The organism is Asanoa sp. NPDC049475 (assembly GCF_040676915.1).
Taxonomy (GTDB): domain Bacteria; phylum Actinomycetota; class Actinomycetes; order Mycobacteriales; family Micromonosporaceae; genus Asanoa.
Window position 1 is genome coordinate 414,258 of sequence record NZ_JBFAPY010000003.1, and the last position, 16,492, is coordinate 430,749.

Genomic DNA, 16,492 nt, shown 5'->3' on the forward strand with positions numbered 1-16,492 from the left:
CGCGACCGTTGCTCCCGCCGGAGACCGCTCGCTTCGCTTCGCTGCCAGCTTCGCCGCTGGTCCCGGTGCTTCTTCTGTCAGTTCGCTGGTTTCCTCTTCAGGGCCGCGGTGATCGGGGCGATCCGGCTGCGCAGGCTGGCCAGGCCGCCCGGGAAGAAGTAGACCGCCAGGATGAAGATGACGCCGAGCACGAAGAGCGGTTGGCCCAGTGGGCCGGGGAGGTCGGCGGACAGCGAGGTCAGGCGGTGGTCCAGGTACATGTAGAGGATGCCGCCCAGGACCGGGCCCCAGCGCGTGCCGGGGCCGCCCAGCACGACCATCACCAGCAGCGACAGGGTCAGCTCCGAGCTGGTGACGTGGGGCGACGCGCCACCCACGACCAGCAGGTAGACCACTCCGCCCAGGGCCGCCAAGGCGCCGGCCAGGGTGAAGGCGACCAGCTTGTAGCGGTAGGGATCCAGGCCCAGCACGCCGACCCGGCGCTCGTCGTCGCGCAGGCCCGCCAACACCCGGCCCGTCGGGGACGCGGCTACGCGCGAGACCACCAGGACGACCACTACGAGATAGGCCAGGGCCAGCCAGTACAGGTTGACGGTGTTGCCCACGCCGATCAGGAAGGCCGGCAGGCCGTCGCTGGCCAGCGGGAGGCCCTCCTCGCCTCCGGTCAGGCCGCCGAAGTCGCGGGCCACCAGGATCGCGCCGACCTGGGCGAAGGCCAGCGTCACCATGGCGAACGCGATGCCGGCCGTGCGCAGCGCGATCGCGCCCAGCAGCGCCGCCAGGATCGTGCTGCCGACGACGGCGAAGACCGCCGCTTGCCAGAGGGGGAGACCGGCGCGGGTGACCAGCACGTCCGTGCCGTAGATGCCGGCCGCGAAGTAGAGCGCGTGCCCGAACGAGAGCAGGCCCGTGCGGCCGAAGAGCAGGTCGTAGCTCGCCGCCAGGCCGCCGAAGACCAGGCAGACCGCCAGCAGTTGGAGGTTGCCGGGCTCGTTGAGCACGCCGTCGAGAAGGCCGGGCAACGGCAGCGTCGAGTACGGCAGCAGGACCGCCACCACCAGCGCCACCAGCGGGCCGAACGCCGCGAGCCGACGCCAGCGTCCCCTCGGAGGCGTCGTGTCCAGCTCCGGCGGCGTCGCCGCGGGTGGCGCCTCGGCGCTCACCGGCACAGCCTGCGTCATGCCGTGACCGCCCTTCCCGCGATGCCCTGTGGCCGGACCAACAGCACGATCGCGAGCAGCGCGACCACGCAGATGTCGCCGAGTCCGGCGGTGCCGTAGTAGTTGACGAACTGCTGGAGCAGGCCGACGGCGACCGCCGCGTACGCCGAGCCGACCACCGAGCCCATCCCCCCGATCACCACGACGATGAAGGCGAAGATGAGCAGCGACCCGCCCTGCGCGGGTGACACGGATCCGAGGTAGACGCCGCCGAGCGCGCCGGCCAGCGCGGCCGCGGCCCCGCCGATCGCGAACACCAGGGTGAACGCCTTGCGCACGTCGATGCCGAGCGCGGTGACCATCTCCCGGTTCTCCACGCCGGCCCGGATGACCAGGCCGACCCGGGTGAACCGGAGGAAGAGCAGGAGCAGCGTGAGCACGGCGGCCGCCGCGAGGATCAGCAGCAGCGACGCGTTCGGGATGTTGGCGCCGCCGATGCCGGTGACCCCGCGGGTCCACTCCGGACGCGGGAACGGGCGAGGGTCGGCGCCCCAGGTCGCCTGGAGCAGCGCCACGCCGGCCAGCGAGAGGCCGACGGTGACCAGGACCTGCTCGATCGTCCGGGAGTAGAGGGGCCGGATCAGCACCAGCTCGACGAGCGCCGCGACCGCCGCGCCGGCGAGCACGCCGAACGCCGCCGCCAGCACGAAGCCGAACCCGGTCGGGCCGGCGCCGGGCAGGTGGCCGGCCGCCCACCAGGTCGCGTACGCGCCGACCGAGAGGAAGAGCCCGTGCGCGAAGTTGAGCACGTCGGCCAGGCCGAAGACGAGTGAGAGCCCGGAGGCGACCAGGAAGTACAGCGCGGCCAGGCCGAGCCCGGTCAGCGTCAGCAACACGAACGTCGACATCAGGCGTGCACCCCCGCGCTGCCGACTCCGAGCAACGCCCTGGTCAGCTCCGGTTCGCCGAGCAGCCGCGACGCCGCGCCGGTCCAGGCCACCCGGCCCGCGGCCAGCACGACCGCGTCGCGGGCCAGCCGGCGGACCACGGCCAGGTTCTGCTCGACCAGCAGCACCGGCACCTCCTCGGCGACCGCTTCGAGGGCCTCCGCCACCTCCGTCACCACCTTCGGTGCCAGGCCTTTCGTCGGCTCGTCGACCAGCAGGAGGGTGTTGTCGGCGAGCAGCACCCGGCCGATGGCGAGCATCTGCTGCTGCCCGCCCGAGAGGGTGCCGGCCCGCTGCTTGGCTCGCTTCGAAAGCTCCGGAAAGAGCGAGAACACGCGGTCGTACGCGGGCGCGGCCCCCGGCCGCTCGGCCAGCCGCAGGTTCTCGGCGACGGTCAGTCCGGCGAACACGCACCGGTCCTCGGGCACATAGCCGAGCCCGGCGCGGACCAGCCGGTGCGTCGGGGTGCGCAACGTGTCGACGGTGCCGAACGCCGCCGACCCGGACACCTCACCGCCGCGCGGGGTCAGGCCGACGATCGCGCGCAGTGTCGTGGTCTTGCCGACGCCGTTGCGGCCGAGCAGCGCGGTCACCCCGGTCGGCGCGACGGTGAACGAGACGGCCTGGAGGATGTGCAGGCCCGCGATTCGTACGCTCAGATCGCTCACGCGAAGGATCGGGTCCGTCACAACCCCTCCCCCAGATAAGCCTCCTGGACGCCCCGGTGCGCCATCACGGCGTCCGGGGTGTCGCAGGCGAGCAGTGCGCCGTGGTGCATCACCGCGATGCGGTCGGCGAGGTCCAGAATCACGTCCATGTGGTGCTCCACCATGAGGACCGACCGCCCAGTGGCTTCCGCACCCCGGGTCAGGCCGCGGATCACCGCGACCAGCTCCGGCACGTCTTCGGCGCTGACGCCGGCCATCGGCTCGTCGAGCAACAGCACGGTCGGCTCACCGGCGAGCAGGAGCGCGATCTCCAGCTTGCGCTTCTCACCGTGGGCCAGCGTGCCGGCCAGCGCGTCACCCCGATTGCCGAGGCCGACTGTGTCGAGCGCCCGGTCCGCCGCCTCGGCGACCGCCGCGAACGACGACGCCCGGCGCCAGAGGGCGAGCGAGCCGCCCTGGTGCGCCTGGACGGCGAGCCGGACGTTCTCGCGTACCGACAGCGACGAGAACACCGACGACGACTGGAACGTCCGCCCGAGACCGCGCCGCGCGCGGCGGTGCGGCGGCAGCGCGGTCACGTCGTCTTCGCCCAGCCAGACCGTGCCCGCGGTCGGCTTGCGCAGCCCGCTGACCAGGTTGAACAGCGAGGTCTTGCCGGCGCCGTTAGGTCCGATGACGCCGAGGAACTCGCCGGGGGCGAGGTCGATGTCGACACCGTCGACGATCGCGACCTCGCCCACCCGCCAGGTCAGCCCCTTGGTGCGGAGCACGGCCAACTCGCTCAGCCCTTCATCGCGGCCGCCGGTGGGGCGACCTCCTCGGGGGTGAGCGCCTTCTCGAGCTTCGCGGTGAGCTGGTCGCCGCTGCCGGTCAGGGTCGCCTGGTACATCGGCTGGAGCAGGGCGTGGTCCTCGGCGCGGACGGTCATCTTGCCCTTGACCCCGTCGAAGCTCCAGCCCTCCAGCGCGCTGATCATCTTGTCGACGTCGTCGCCCCCCTGCTCGACCGCCCGGACCACCATCTGGGCGGCGGTGAAGCCGTCCGGGTGGAACAGGTCGAGGGTGCCGCCGACCGCGCTCTTGGCCGCCTGGGCGGCCGGGTTGTCGCTGGCGCCCTCGAAGTAGTGCGACAGGAACGAGATCTTCGTGCCGGCCGCGCCGAAGGTCGGCCACGAGGCCCGGATGTCGAGGCCCGTGACGACCGTCGTGGAGGCGAGGATGCCCTGCTGGTCGAGGGTCTGCCACATGGCCGGCGCGGTCGTGCCCGCCCACGCGACGAACAGCAGGTCCGGCTTGGCCGCCTTGAGCTGGCTGGCGAACGGCGTGAAGTCGGTCGCGCTGGCCGGGGCGAGCACGCTGCTCACCGTCGCGCCGGCGCCGCCGATGACCGCCTTGACCGCGGTCTCGTTGCTCTTGCCGAACGCGCTGTCCTGACCGAACACCACGACCTTCTTGCCGGCCGCGTCGCCGATGAAGGACTTGGCGGTCATGACGTCCTGGTACGACTGCCGGCCCGAACGGAACGTGTACCTGTTGACCCCGGTGACCGCGTCGGTCGCGGCCGGACCCGAGATGAACAGCACCTTGTTCTGTGCGGCCAGCGGCGCGACCTGGAGCGCGACACCCGAGGCGGTCGACCCGGCGATGATCTTCGTGCCCTGGCCGATCAGGTCCTTGGCCGCGGACACCGCCTTGGCCGGGTCACCGGCGTCGTCGACCTCGGTGACCTCGATCGCCCGGTCGCCGACCTTGTTGGTGCCGTCGGTGGCGTACGCGAGGCCGGCCTTGAAGCCGTCCAGGTACTGCTTGCCGTAGGACGCCAGCGCGCCCGTCTGCGAGTACACGATGCCGACCTTGACCGGGGCCGTGGCGTCGCCGCCGCCGGTCGCCGTCTCCTGCGGGCTGCCGCAGGCCGTGGCTGATGCAGCCACCGCTATCACTGTGGCGGCGGTGACGAACGCCCGCCGCATCGCCTTAACCGTCATGGCGACACACGCTAGGTGCATCGATGTGACCCCGGCCATGTGGCCGCCGACCATATATGTGACGCGGAGATGTACGGAAGGGCCCCTCGCCGTTGCCGAGGGGCCTTTCGGGTGCTCAGTGGTGGGACTGCGGGCGGGCGGCTCGGGCGGCCACCGCCGTGTCGGGCTGGTCGCTGAAGACACCGTCGAGGCCGAGCGAGAAGAACAGCTCGTACTCGGCCGTGATGTCGCCCCGGGCGTTCGGGTCGGTGCCGATCCGGTGGTCGACGGCCAGGAACTGGTTCTCGACGCGGAACGTCCAGGCGTGCACGTCCAGCCCGACGCGATGCGCGTCGCGGATCACCGTGGTCGGTGCGAGCAGCTTGCCGGTCGCGTCGCGGGGCACCAGCAGGTTCTTGTTGGCACCGATGCCGTCCGCGTACGACGAGATCCACTTCAGGTTGGCCGGCGAGACCAGGTCCTGGTAAGTGCGCGCGTCACCGGCGACCACGAAGTCGTAGGGCTTGCCGGCCGCGTCGAGCAGCTGGGCCAGCCGCACGTCGGTCATCCGGGCCAGCTTGCGCAGGTTGGCCGTCTCGAACGACTGGATGATCACCGGCGAGCTCTTCTTGGTGAGCCCGTTGGCGCGCAGGACGCGGACCAGCGGCTCCTCCAGCGCGAGCCCGATCGACTGGAAGTAGGTCGGGTGCTTGGTCTCCGGGTAGATGCCGATCGTGCGGCCGGTCCGCCTGCTCTCGGCCTTGGCGAGGTCGATGACCTCCTGCAGGGTCGGGATCGGCAGCTGGCCGTCGAACGCGGTGTTGGTGACCCGCACCTGGGGCAGCCGCTCCTTGGCCCGCAGCGTCTTGAGCTCGGCCAGCGTGAAGTCCTCGGTGAACCAACCCGTGATCGCGTTGCCGTCGATCGTCTTGGTGGTCCGGCGGCCGGCGAACTCCGGGTGGGCGGCCACGTCGGTCGTGCCGGAGATCTCGTTCTCGTGCCGGGCGACCAGGTGGCCGTCCTTGGTGGATACGAGGTCGGGCTCGATGAAGTCGGCGCCCTGGCGGACGGCCAGGCGGTAGGACTCCAGCGTGTGCTCGGGCCGGTAGCCGCTGGCGCCGCGGTGACCGATGACCAGGGGCTGCTTATCGCCGTGGCGCTCCTTGGCGGCAGCGGCGGCGGGCAGGACGGCCGGTGCCGCGATGGCACCCGCGCCGGCCAGCGTGAGGGAGAGTGCAGTACGTCGTCGCATGCGCCGCAGTCAATCGATGTCCGACGACCGGCGCTTGGCCGCACGGTGAACGTGGTAAGAAATGCCTGATGCGCCGCTCGCTGCAGCACCCCGCCCGGATCGTGCCGTTGGCGTTCCTCGGCGCGGTCGTCGTCGGCACGCTGCTGATGACGCTGCCGGCGGCGCGGGTGGAGCCCGGCGGGACACCGTTCGTCACGGCGCTGTTCACGGCGACCTCGGCGGTCTGCGTCACCGGCCTCGCGGTCGTGGACACGGCGACCTACTGGACCGGCTTCGGCCAGGTGCTGCTGACGGTGCTGACGCAGATCGGCGGCTTCGGCATCATGGCGATGGCCACGCTGCTCGCGCTGCTGGTGTCGCAGCGGCTGGGGTTGCGCAGCCGCCTGATGGCCCAGGCCGAGGACTCGTCGCTGCGGCTCGGCGACGTGCGATCGTTGTTGGGCCGGATCGCGCTGACCATGGCGACGTTCGAGACGGTCATCGCGGTGATCGTCGGGGGGCGGTTCTGGCTGGGCTACGACTACTCGTTCGGCAAAGCTGCCTGGTACGGCGTCTTCCACTCGGTGCAGGCGTTCAACAACGGCGGCTTCGCGCTGTTCAGCGACTCACTGGTCGGGTTCGTCGACGACCCGTGGATCTGCCTGCCGCTGACCATCGGCGTGATCGCCGGCAGCATCGGCTTCCCGGTGCTGTTCGAGCTGTTCCGCGAGATCGGCAGTCCGTCGAAGTGGTCGACTCACACCCGCCTGACCGTGTTCGGCGGCATCATCCTGCTGTTCTTCGGCTTCTTCTCGCTGCTCGGGCTCGAGTGGGACAACCCCGACACCCTTGGCCCGCTCGGGGTCGGCGAGAAGATGCTGGCCGCCTTCTTCCAGGACGCGATGACCCGGTCGGGCGGCTTCAACACGGTCGACGTGGGCGCCTTCCACAGCGAGTCGCTGGCCCTGTCGACCGCGCTCATGTTCATCGGCGGCGGCAGCGCCAGCACCGCCGGTGGCATCAAACTGACCACGTTCTTCCTGCTGGCGTACGTCATCCTGGCCGAGCTGCGCGGTGAGCCGGACGTGGTGATCGGCAAGCGGCGGATCGCGGAGACCACCCAGCGCCAGGCGATGACGGTCGCGCTGCTCGGTGTCGGCCTGGTCGCCACCGGCACGTTCGCGCTGCTGGAGGCGACCACCAACGTCTCCTTCGAGGCGGCGCTGTTCGAGGTGACCTCGGCCTTCGCGACGGTCGGCCTGTCCACCGGCATCACTCCCGGCCTGCCGACGACGGCACAGTTGATCCTGGTCGTTCTGATGTTCATCGGACGCGTCGGGACGATCGCGGTAGGGTCGGCCATCGCCCTGAACACCCAGCGCAGGCTGTATCGATACGCGGAGGAGCGACCCATCGTTGGCTGACAAGGGAGGCGACGACAACGTCGTCGTGATCGGGCTCGGGCGGTTCGGCGGTGCGGTCGCCGGGTCGCTGCAGAGGATCGGTCACGAAGTGCTGGGCATCGACAACGATCCGAAGCTCGTGCAGGAGTGGTCGGAGCGGCTGACCCATGTCGCCGAGGCCGACTCGACCGACGAGGAGGCACTGCGCCAGCTCGGCGTCGCCGACTTCACCCATGCGGTGGTCGGCATCGGCACACACATGGAGCAGAGCATCCTGACCGTGCTGGCGCTGGTCGAGATCGGCGTGCCGCACATCTGGGCCAAGGCCATCTCGGCCAAGCACGGCAAGATCCTGTCCTCGGTCGGCGCGCACAAGGTGATCTACCCGGAATCGGCCATGGGTGACCGAGTCGCCCACCTGATCACCAGCCGGATGATCGACTTCATCGAGTTCGACGACGACTTCGCGATCGCCAAGACCCGCGTGCCGCAGGCTGCGGTCGGCAAGACGTTGGCGGAGCTGGGGCTGCGTGGCCGGCACGGCGTCACGGTCGTGGGCGTCAAGGAGCCTGGCAAGGAGTTCGCCTTCGCCACCCCGGACATGGCCATCCCGGCGAACGCCACCCTGATCGTCTCGGGCACGGTCGGCAAGGTCCAGAAGTTCGCCGCGACGACCTGACCGCTAGCTAGCCCGGCCCCTTGCCGCCTTTGCCCGGACCCGTCGGACCAGGCCCTTTGCCGCTGGAGTCGGCCTTCGCGGGCTTCGGCGGCTTGGGCTTCGGCTTCGACTTGGCCACGACCGGCTGCTTCGCCGAAGGCTCCCGGGTGGTCGGCGTGCTGACCGTGGTCACCGTCGAGATTCGCGGCACGCAGAACGCACCGTCGAGCCGGAACTCCACGGGGAACGCGTTCGACCGCGCGTAGCTGCCCGACAGCCGCAATCCGGCCGACCCGCCGGCCTGCACCGGAGTCGACCCGGCCGAGCGCAGCACGACCGTGCTGCCCTGCTGGTCGACCTTCGCCGTGCCGGCCCGGGTCAGCTTCTGGTCACCGGGGAAGGTGAAGGCCAGCGACCAGTCCGAGACGGCCGCCGACCCCGCGTTGACCACGGTCAGATCGGCGTCGAAGGTCTTGCCGGAGTCGCGCCGGAGCGCGTACCGGACCTCGCACGCCGGCTTCTCCGGCGCGGCCGCCGGTGCCGCGAGCGCCGTCGTCGTCACCACTCTGGTCGGATCCCCGCCACCCCGGGTCGCCGCGAAGGTCGTGCCCACGACGCCCAGGGCGACGACGGCGGCGGCCGTGCCGAGCACCTGGCGGCGGCGGCCGGCCAGCAGGGCGCCAGGTCGGGTGAACGCGGCGATGCCGGACGCCGGCACGACACCGCGCGGCTCCGGCTCGTCCGTCCGCGGCAGGATCGTCGTGTTGGCGGCGTTGCCGACCCCGGCGGGCGCCGGGGAAACGGGCCGGGGCAGGCGTCCGGTCACTCCGGTCAGCACCTCGACCACCTCGGCGCTGGTCGGTCGCTCGTCCGGCGCCTTCGCCAGGCAGCGCAGGCACAGCTCGGCCACCTCGTCCGGGAGCTCGTCGATGTCGGGCAGCGGCGACGGCTCCGCGTAGAGGTGCGACCGCAGCAGTTCGGTGCTGGACTTGCCGGGCCACGGCAACCGGCCGGCGAGGCAGCGGTAGAGCAGCAGGCCCAGGCCGTAGACGTCGGCGGCCGCGGCGACCTGTCCGCCCGCGAGCCGCTCCGGCGCGATGTAGGCGGGTGTGCCGAGCAACGCGCCGTCCGGACCGAGCTCCTGCTCGCCGACCACCGCGGAGATGCCGAAGTCGAGCACCTTGGCTCCGGCCGCGGTGAGCAGCACGTTGCCCGGTGTCACGTCGCGGTGCACCACCCCGCGCGCGTGCGCGGCGGACAGTGCCGAGGCGACCTCGGCGCAGATCGCCACCGCGTCGCGCCATGGCATCGGCGTCGCGCAGGCGGCCAGCGGAACGCCGTCGACCAGCTCCATCACGACGTACGGCGCACCAGCGGACTCGCCGTAGTCGTACACGTTGGTGATGTGGGGGTGGCTCAGCCGCGCGGCGGCCTGCGCCTCGGCCCGGATCCGCGCGCGGAACACCCGGTCGTCGGCGAGCGAGGGCGCGAGCACCTTGACCGCGACCTGGCGCCCGAGCACCTCGTCGTAGCCGCGCCAGACCACGGACATCCCGCCCGCACCCAGCCGCTCCACCAGCCGATAGCGCCCACCCACGTCCATACGGGTGTCTTGCCCGCACAACGCGGGTTCGAACCCGTTCGTCAGCCGTTGTTCGCGAGAAGCTGGTCGACGGGCGCGTACTCGTCCGTGAGCGGCTCGGCGTCGCCGACGAACGCGGACAGTTCGTCGCCCGTCACGATGGTGGTGTCGCCGCCGTCGTCGTCCTCGGTCAGCCGCGTCTTGAGCTGGTCCATCGGCAGCGGCGCGGGCGAGGCCACGATGACGAAGTTGGAGCCCTGCTCGCCGGCCAGTGACCGCACCGGCGCGATCAGCGCGACGTGCGGGAACTCGGCCCGCACGGTCGCCACCTCGGCCTTGACGAAGCGCAGCGGCGGGTAGTCGATGACGTTCTGCGCGTAGATGCCGTCGGGCCGGACCACGCGGCGGACCTCCGCGGCCATCTCCCGGGTGGCCAGGTGCCAGGGCACGACCAGGTGGCCGAACGCGTCGCCCACGACCAGGTCGGCGCTGGCCGTCGGGCGCCGCGCGAGCAGCATCCGGGCGTCCCCCACCTTGGTGGTCAGGTCCGGACCCTGGCGCACGCCGAGCTCCCGCTCGTCGAGGTCGACCAGCGCGCCGTCGAGCTCGTACACCTCGTTGCTGGAACCGGGCCGGGTGGCGGTGACGTAGCGCGGCATCGTGAACCCACCGCCGCCGAGGTGCACCGCGTCGATCCGCTCGGTGCCGGGCGCGACGACGCCGGACACGGCGCCGAGCCAACGGGTGTACGCGAACTCCAGGTAGGTGGGGTCGTCGAGGTCGACGAACGAGTGCCGGGCGGAGTTGAGGAACAGCGTCCGGCCGCCGTCGCGGGCGGGGTCGGGCACGACCGCCGCGCAGTGGTACGCGGTCTCGACGTCACACGGCGTCGGCGCGGCCGTGGAGAGCGCCGCCCCGGCCAGGCCGACCACGGCGAGCAGCGCACCGGCCCGGCTGGTGCCGGCCAGCGCGAGCCGCTCGGTGCGCCGCAGGTAGGCGCCGACGCCCAGGCCGGCGAGGCCGAGCGCGACGGCCAGCGCGATCAGGATGACCGAGGTGGGCAGCGCGGCGACCAGGATGAAGCCGGTGACCAGCGTCGCCGTGACCGCGCCGAGCGTGCCCACACTGGACAGCTTGCCGACCACCTGCCCGGTGTTGCGCAGATCGCCGAGCTGGAGCTTGACCACCAGCGGGGTGACCGCCGAGAGCAGGAACGCCGGGATGAACACGGCCAGCGCGGTGAGCAGCAGGATGCCGCTGACCGCCTCGCCGCGCAGCGCCTCACCCGCGTAACGGACCACCGGCAGCGTCACCGCGGTGGCGATGCCGGCCAGCACCAGCGCGCCCGGCAGCAGCGTGCGCGGGTCGCGCTTGTCGGCGATCCGGCCACCGGTCCACGCGCCGTACGCGATCGCCGCCAGCGCCACGCCGATCACCGAGCTGGTGACCTGGAGCGTGACGCCGAGGTACGGCCCGACCAGCCGCAACGCCACCGTCTCCAGGACGAGAACGGCACCGCTGGCCATGAACACCAGGAACGCGGCGAGACCGCCGGGCAGTGGACGACGTTCGGGCGCTTCGACCGCTGTGGCGGCGCTCTGGTCCATTACGTCAGGTTAGTGGGATCAAAGCATGGAAAGGTGCACGTGGTTGGTGTGGTCCGCGGCCGGACTGCCCGAACCGCTGTAGGACTTCCACCCCGTGCCCGGCATCCAGATCTGGCGGTACCAGATCACGTACATCACGCCGAGCGCGTTGGCGTTCTTGATGAAGTAGGCCGCCAGGTTGTTGCCGTAGGTCTTGTCGCCGCCGGTCGCGCTCCGGTCCTCGAAGCCGTCGGTCGCGGCGGCGAAGTCGCAGGCCCGCCCCTTCGGATGTTCGCCACCGCCACCGGAGCGGTGACACGAGACGTAGCGCCTGAACCCGTCGGACTGCGCCTCCCGCAGGGCGTGCAGGGTGCGCGGGGTGATGCAGCCGCTGGCCGGCGTCGGATCGTCGATCGTGCAGGACTCCGAGGGCCACGATCCGTCGGCGTTGCGCGGCGCGGGCTTGGCCGCCGGCGAGTTCGCGTTGATGTAACCGGCGGTGGTCGTGCCGCCGCCGATGCTGCGCAGGGCGCGCTCGGCGTCTTCCTTGCGCTTCTTGAGAGTCGCGACCTGCTTCTGCTGCTCGCGGATCTCGGCGTCGAGCTGGGCCTTGGCCTGCTGCGCCGCCTCGTGTGCCTCGTTGTAGCCGCGCAGGGCGCCGGCGTCGCGCTGGGCCATCACCTCGAGGCTGCCGGCGCGGGCCAGAAAGTCGTCCGGTGAGGCGCTGTTGAGCAGCGCGGACAAAGTGGTCAGCCGACCGGTGCGGTAGGACTCGACGGCCATCACACCGACCTGGGCGCGCATGACCTCGACCTGGGTGTCGAGCGCGTTCACCTCTTTGTTGAGGCGAAATGCCCGCTTCTTCGAGTCGTCGAGCTTGCGCTGCGCCTCGATCTGGCCTTTGGCCGCGGCCTCGAGGGTGTCGCGAAGCTTCTTCTCGTCGTTTTCCTTAGGTGCGGTCGGCGCGGCGTACGCGCCGGTGACTGGAGCACCGGTAGCGACCACCACGGCCGCGAGCAGCGCGGCGAGCAGGACACTCCACCGCCGTCGCGTAACCGTCCGAGGCACTGGGATTCCCTTCCGTCACAATGGTTCCCCCGCTGGCCGCCGGACAGAGTACCCGATCAGGAGCGACCCGGCCGTCCCGCGAGTTTTGGTGACGGACAGTCACGGAACGAGTGCGCCGGCCACCGTTCGCCAGGTCTGGTCGTCGATGGCCGCGAGCAGTCCCTCGCCCGGGTCGGGCGCGACGACGTACTCCGCGCCGTCCAGCCGGCGGACGACGCCGCCCGCCTCGCGCACCAGCAGGGCGCCCGGCGCGTGGTCCCACGGCCAGGTGCGCCACGACATCGCGAACTGCTGCCGACCGCCGAGCAGGTCCAGGTACTCCCGGCCGGCGCAGCGCTGGCCCGAGGTGACCTCGCCCAGCCGGTCGCCGCCGCCCTCGACCCGGGCACGCAGGTTCGCCGGGTAGTAGGTGGTCGCCGCGACACCGCGCAGTTGGTCCGCCGGGAGCGGCGCGGCCGGCTCGACCCGCACGCCGTCGAGGAACGCACCGGCACCGGCGGCGGCGTACCCCATCAGGTCGTCGACCGGGTCGTAGATCCAGGCGGCGGCCAGTCCCTCCTTGTCCACCAGCGCCACCATCAGGCAGAAGGGCCCTTTGCCGGCGGCGTAGTTGGCGGTGCCGTCGATCGGGTCGACGATCCACGCCGGCTCCGGGCCACCGATGCGCGCGAGCACGGACTTGTCGGCGGCGTAGGCCTCCTCGCCGACGACGACGGACCCGGGCAACAGTTCCAGCAGGCCGGCGGTGAGCACCTCCTCCGAGCGGCGGTCGGCGACCGTGACCAGGTCACCCGGGCCTTTCTCGCTGATCTCCGAAGCAGCGAGGTGCTGGTAGGAGGGAAGGACGACGGTGGCGGCGGTGTGCCGCACCAGCTCGTCGACCTGACTGCCGAGTTGTGCGTCGATCACATTTGTCCTAGTTGCGAGGGGGGAGCTTGACCACACTGACGAAGAACTCGTCGATCTGGCGTACGACCGAGATGAAGCGCTCGAAGTCGACCGGCTTGGTGACGTAGGCGTTGGCGTGCAGTTGGTAGCTGCGCAGGATGTCCTCGTCGGCGGCGGACGTCGTCAGCACCACGACCGGGATCCGGCAGAGCTCGTCGTCCTTCTTGATCTCTTCCAGCACCTCGCGGCCGTCCCGCCGCGGGAGGTTGAGGTCGAGCAGGATCAGGTCGGGAGCGACCGCGTCGGCGTACTGGCCCTCGCGGCGCAGGTAGGCCAGCGCCTCCGCGCCGTCGGAGACGACGGTGAGCCGGTTGCGCAGCTTGTGCTCCTCGAACGCCTCCTGCGTCATCAGCACGTCGCCGGGGTCGTCCTCGACCAGGAGCACCTCGATCGGGCTCTTGCCGTCAGCCGGAGCAGTCATGCCGCCACTTCCTTAACGCCGTCCGTGTCGTGGGTGGGTTCGGTCTGGCTCGGCGGCTGGTCCGCGGCCGGGGTCTCGTCGTCGCCGGGAGTCTCGGCGAGCACCGGCAGGGTGAATCGGATGATCGTGCCCTCGGTCGCCTCGAGGTCGACCCAGATCCGACCGCCGTGGTACTCGACGATCTTCTTGGCGATGGCCAGCCCGATGCCGGTGCCGGGGTACGCGTCCTTGGAGTGCAACCGCTGGAAGATCACGAAGATCTTGTCGGCGAACTCGGGCTCCACGCCGATGCCGTTGTCGGCGCAGGTGATCTCCCACTCCTCGCCGACCTGGCGCGCGGAGACCTCGACCCGGGGCGGTACGCCCGGGCGGCGGAACTTGATCGAGTTGCTGACCAGGTTGGTCAGCAGGTTGGTCAGCAGCGCCTCTTCGCCGAGCACGGTCGGCAGGTCGTGGAAGACGAGCTCACCACCGGCGTACTCGCGGGCGCTCTCGGTCTGGCTGCTGACCTGGTTCATCACGTTGTCGAGGTCGATCTCGGTGAAGCCGGCCGTGGCCCGGCCGATCCGCGAGAACGCCAGCAGGTCGTTGATCAGGCGCTGCATCCGCTGCGCGCCGTCGACCGCGAACGCGATGTACTGGTCGGCACGCTCGTCGAGCTGGCCGGCGTAGCGACGTTGCAGGAGCTGGCAGAAGCTGGCCACCTTGCGCAGCGGCTCCTGAAGGTCGTGCGAGGCGACGTAGGCGAACTGCTCCAGGTCGCGGTTGGACCGGATGAGCTCCTCGGCCTGGCGCTGGAGCTGGCTGTTGACCCACTCGATGCGCTCGCGGGCCGCGCCGACCTCGCTCAGGTCCGCCGCGATCTGCTGCCGCATCGCGTCGATGTCGGCCGCGAGCCGGCTCAGCTCCGGCGGGCCGATCCCGGTGATCCTCCGCTGGTAGTCACCGGCGCGCACGTCGCGCACCTGGTCGGCGAGGTCGGTGACCGGGCCGATCACCACCCGGTTGAGGGACACCAGCAGCGCGACACCGGCCACGATGATCACCGCGGCTGCGACCACCAGCAGGAACACGAGCGTGTTGCCCGTGTTCCGCGCCTTGTCGGCCACGGTGTCGCGAAGTTCCAGCATCTGCCGCTGCAACTCGTCGAGCGATGCCCGCATCTCGTCGAACCGCAGCCGCGCCTGGTCGGTGACGAAGGTGCGCGCGGTCGCCACATCGGGCGCGGCCACCACCGGCTCGGCGACGCTGGTCCGCCACGCGGTCGCCTGCTCCTCGATCCGGTCGAGCTGGCGGGCGATGTCCGGCTCGTCGTCGAGCAGCGGGCGCATGAGCGCCACCAGACGCTGTTCGGCCGCGACGCCCTCGGTGTACGGCCCCAGGTCGCTGCGGTCACCGCTGACGGCGTACCCGCGGATGCCGGTCTCCTGGTCGAGCAGAGCGCTCTGCAACCCCTGCGCGCTGGTGCGCAGCGGGCCGGTCTTGTCGAGCAGGGTGTCGAGGTGGTTGCGGTTCTGCGCGGCGACCGTGGCGGCGACCACCGCGATCAGCACGAGCACGACGCCGACCAGCGACGTGAGCGTCACCAACCGGCGCCGCAGCGTCCATTGCTTCATCGGCCACCGCCCGCGGTGACCAGCAGCATCGCGACGTCGTCGGCGAGCGCGCCGCCGTTGCCGTCCTCGGCGCGCCCGACCAGCCACCCGGGCAGGTCGGCGAGCGGCACGCTACGTCCGGCTTCGACAAGCTCGACCAGGCCCGGCACGTCGAGCCGTTCGTCACCCGCGCCCACGCGTCCCTCGATCAGGCCGTCGGTGTACATCAACAAGGACCAGTCATCGCTGTCGAACTCCAGGTCGTAGGCGCGCGGCGGACGCGGAGCGACCCCGAGCAGGAGCCCGCCGGGCGCCGGTACGGGAGCGACCCTACCGTTGCTCAACAGCAAGGGTGTCGGATGACCGGCGAGCCGCACCGTCGCCCGGTTGGCTTTCAGGTCGATCCGGACCGTGGCCACCGTGGTGAACGTCTCCGGCAGCCGCCGCTCGCTGATCAACACCTGCTCGAGCGCCGGCAGCACCGCGTCGTCGGGCACACCGGCCAGCACCAGCGCGCGCCAGGCGACCCGGAGCATCACGCCGAGGGCGGCCTCGTCGGCACCGTGGCCGCAGACGTCGCCGACGATCAGGTCGACCCGGTCAGGGTTGCTCTGCACCACGTCGTAGAAGTCGCCGCCGATCAGCGCCGCGTGGCGCCCGGGCCGGTAGAAGGGGTGCACCCGGATCCGGTCGGTCTCCATCAGCGGGCGCGGCAGCAGGCCGCGCTCCAGCCGCGCCGACTCGGCCTGGCGCAACTCGACCTCGCGCAACCGCAGCGCGTCCTCGTCGGCCCGTTTGCGCTCGACCGCGTAGCGCAGCGCGCGGGTCAGCAGCACGCCGTCGACCTGGCCCTTGACCAGGTAGTCCTGGGCGCCCTCGGCGACCGCGACCACGCCGAGGTGCTCGTCCTGCCGGCCGGTGAGCACGCAGACCGCGGCGCCGCCTGACTGCGCGAGCACCTGGCGGAGCCCGTCGAGCCCCTGCGCGTCGGGCAGACCGAGGTCGAGCAGCACACAGTCAGCATTGGCCATCAGGGGGCGGGCGTCCGCGAGGCTCTTCGCGTTGACCAGGTCGACGGCCGCGTCGGCCTCGTCTAGCAGCTCGCTGACCAGGAACGCGTCGGCGTCGTCGTCTTCGATCAGCAGCACCCGCAGGCGCTGCACAGCCGGCTGTTTCTGCCCAGGCTGAGGCGGCACCGCGACTGCTGCCACTTGCCGGTTGGCCACGTCACCACCCTCTCGGCTTGATCGTTGTCGCCACTC

General features: G+C 71.3%; 15 protein-coding genes. 2 read left to right on the top strand and 13 right to left on the bottom strand.

What is annotated here, in order from left to right:
• Positions 1-77: 77 nt before the first annotated feature.
• The 6 genes from AB0J88_RS13130 to AB0J88_RS13155 all read right to left on the bottom strand — a co-directional run bounded on the left by AB0J88_RS13130 (position 78) and on the right by AB0J88_RS13155 (position 5,990).
• Positions 78-1,181, bottom strand: coding sequence for a branched-chain amino acid ABC transporter permease (locus AB0J88_RS13130; protein WP_364345393.1), 1,104 nt, complete (start codon positions 1,179-1,181; stop codon positions 78-80).
• Positions 1,178-2,068 carry a branched-chain amino acid ABC transporter permease gene (locus AB0J88_RS13135; RefSeq protein WP_364345391.1) on the bottom strand — a complete coding sequence of 297 codons (891 nt, stop codon included), beginning with the start codon at positions 2,066-2,068 and terminating at the stop codon, positions 1,178-1,180. Before AB0J88_RS13135 ends, AB0J88_RS13130 begins: the two co-directional genes overlap by 4 nt.
• Positions 2,068-2,796, bottom strand: coding sequence for an ATP-binding cassette domain-containing protein (locus tag AB0J88_RS13140; protein WP_364345389.1), 729 nt, complete (start codon positions 2,794-2,796; stop codon positions 2,068-2,070). Before AB0J88_RS13140 ends, AB0J88_RS13135 begins: the two co-directional genes overlap by 1 nt.
• Positions 2,793-3,545 (bottom strand): ABC transporter ATP-binding protein, encoded by a 753-nt coding sequence (locus AB0J88_RS13145; RefSeq protein ID WP_364345387.1) that lies wholly within the window; start codon positions 3,543-3,545, stop codon positions 2,793-2,795. The genes AB0J88_RS13140 and AB0J88_RS13145 overlap by 4 nt, the downstream gene beginning before the upstream one ends.
• Positions 3,546-3,556: 11 nt before the next feature.
• On the bottom strand, positions 3,557-4,759 hold the full coding sequence (locus AB0J88_RS13150) for a substrate-binding domain-containing protein (protein ID WP_364345385.1): 1,203 nt from the start codon (positions 4,757-4,759) through the stop codon (positions 3,557-3,559).
• A 115-nt stretch (positions 4,760-4,874) separates the two neighbouring features.
• Positions 4,875-5,990 carry a glycerophosphodiester phosphodiesterase gene (locus AB0J88_RS13155; RefSeq protein WP_364345383.1) on the bottom strand — a complete coding sequence of 372 codons (1,116 nt, stop codon included), beginning with the start codon at positions 5,988-5,990 and terminating at the stop codon, positions 4,875-4,877.
• A gap of 68 nt (positions 5,991-6,058) precedes the next feature.
• Between AB0J88_RS13155 and AB0J88_RS13160 the strand changes: the two genes are divergently transcribed.
• Positions 6,059-7,393 carry a potassium transporter TrkG gene (locus AB0J88_RS13160; RefSeq protein ID WP_364345381.1) on the top strand — a complete coding sequence of 445 codons (1,335 nt, stop codon included), beginning with the start codon at positions 6,059-6,061 and terminating at the stop codon, positions 7,391-7,393.
• A complete protein-coding gene (locus tag AB0J88_RS13165) occupies positions 7,386-8,051 on the top strand; it encodes a TrkA family potassium uptake protein (protein WP_364345379.1) in 666 nt (221 codons plus the stop codon). The genes AB0J88_RS13160 and AB0J88_RS13165 overlap by 8 nt, the downstream gene beginning before the upstream one ends.
• Positions 8,052-8,058: 7 nt before the next feature.
• On the opposite strand, the gene AB0J88_RS13170 is transcribed toward AB0J88_RS13165, so the two are convergent.
• The 7 genes from AB0J88_RS13170 to AB0J88_RS13200 all read right to left on the bottom strand — a co-directional run bounded on the left by AB0J88_RS13170 (position 8,059) and on the right by AB0J88_RS13200 (position 16,441).
• On the bottom strand, positions 8,059-9,633 hold the full coding sequence (locus tag AB0J88_RS13170; RefSeq protein WP_364345377.1) for a serine/threonine-protein kinase: 1,575 nt from the start codon (positions 9,631-9,633) through the stop codon (positions 8,059-8,061).
• Positions 9,634-9,674: 41 nt separating this feature from the next.
• Complete coding sequence (locus AB0J88_RS13175) at positions 9,675-11,219, bottom strand: fused MFS/spermidine synthase (RefSeq protein ID WP_364345375.1); 1,545 nt, start codon at positions 11,217-11,219, stop codon at positions 9,675-9,677.
• Between the two features lie 18 nt (positions 11,220-11,237).
• A complete protein-coding gene (locus tag AB0J88_RS13180) occupies positions 11,238-12,266 on the bottom strand; it encodes a hypothetical protein (RefSeq protein ID WP_364345373.1) in 1,029 nt (342 codons plus the stop codon).
• A 99-nt stretch (positions 12,267-12,365) separates the two neighbouring features.
• The gene (locus tag AB0J88_RS13185) at positions 12,366-13,172 is read right to left on the bottom strand and encodes an inositol monophosphatase family protein (RefSeq protein ID WP_364346113.1); all 807 of its coding nucleotides are present in this window, start codon (positions 13,170-13,172) and stop codon (positions 12,366-12,368) included.
• A 10-nt stretch (positions 13,173-13,182) separates the two neighbouring features.
• On the bottom strand, positions 13,183-13,635 hold the full coding sequence (locus tag AB0J88_RS13190) for a response regulator (protein WP_089255059.1): 453 nt from the start codon (positions 13,633-13,635) through the stop codon (positions 13,183-13,185).
• Positions 13,632-15,251, bottom strand: coding sequence for an ATP-binding protein (locus AB0J88_RS13195; RefSeq protein ID WP_364345371.1), 1,620 nt, complete (start codon positions 15,249-15,251; stop codon positions 13,632-13,634). The genes AB0J88_RS13190 and AB0J88_RS13195 overlap by 4 nt, the downstream gene beginning before the upstream one ends.
• Positions 15,248-16,441 carry a fused response regulator/phosphatase gene (locus AB0J88_RS13200; protein ID WP_364346112.1) on the bottom strand — a complete coding sequence of 398 codons (1,194 nt, stop codon included), beginning with the start codon at positions 16,439-16,441 and terminating at the stop codon, positions 15,248-15,250. The genes AB0J88_RS13195 and AB0J88_RS13200 overlap by 4 nt, the downstream gene beginning before the upstream one ends.
• Between the last annotated feature and the right edge of the window lie 51 nt (positions 16,442-16,492).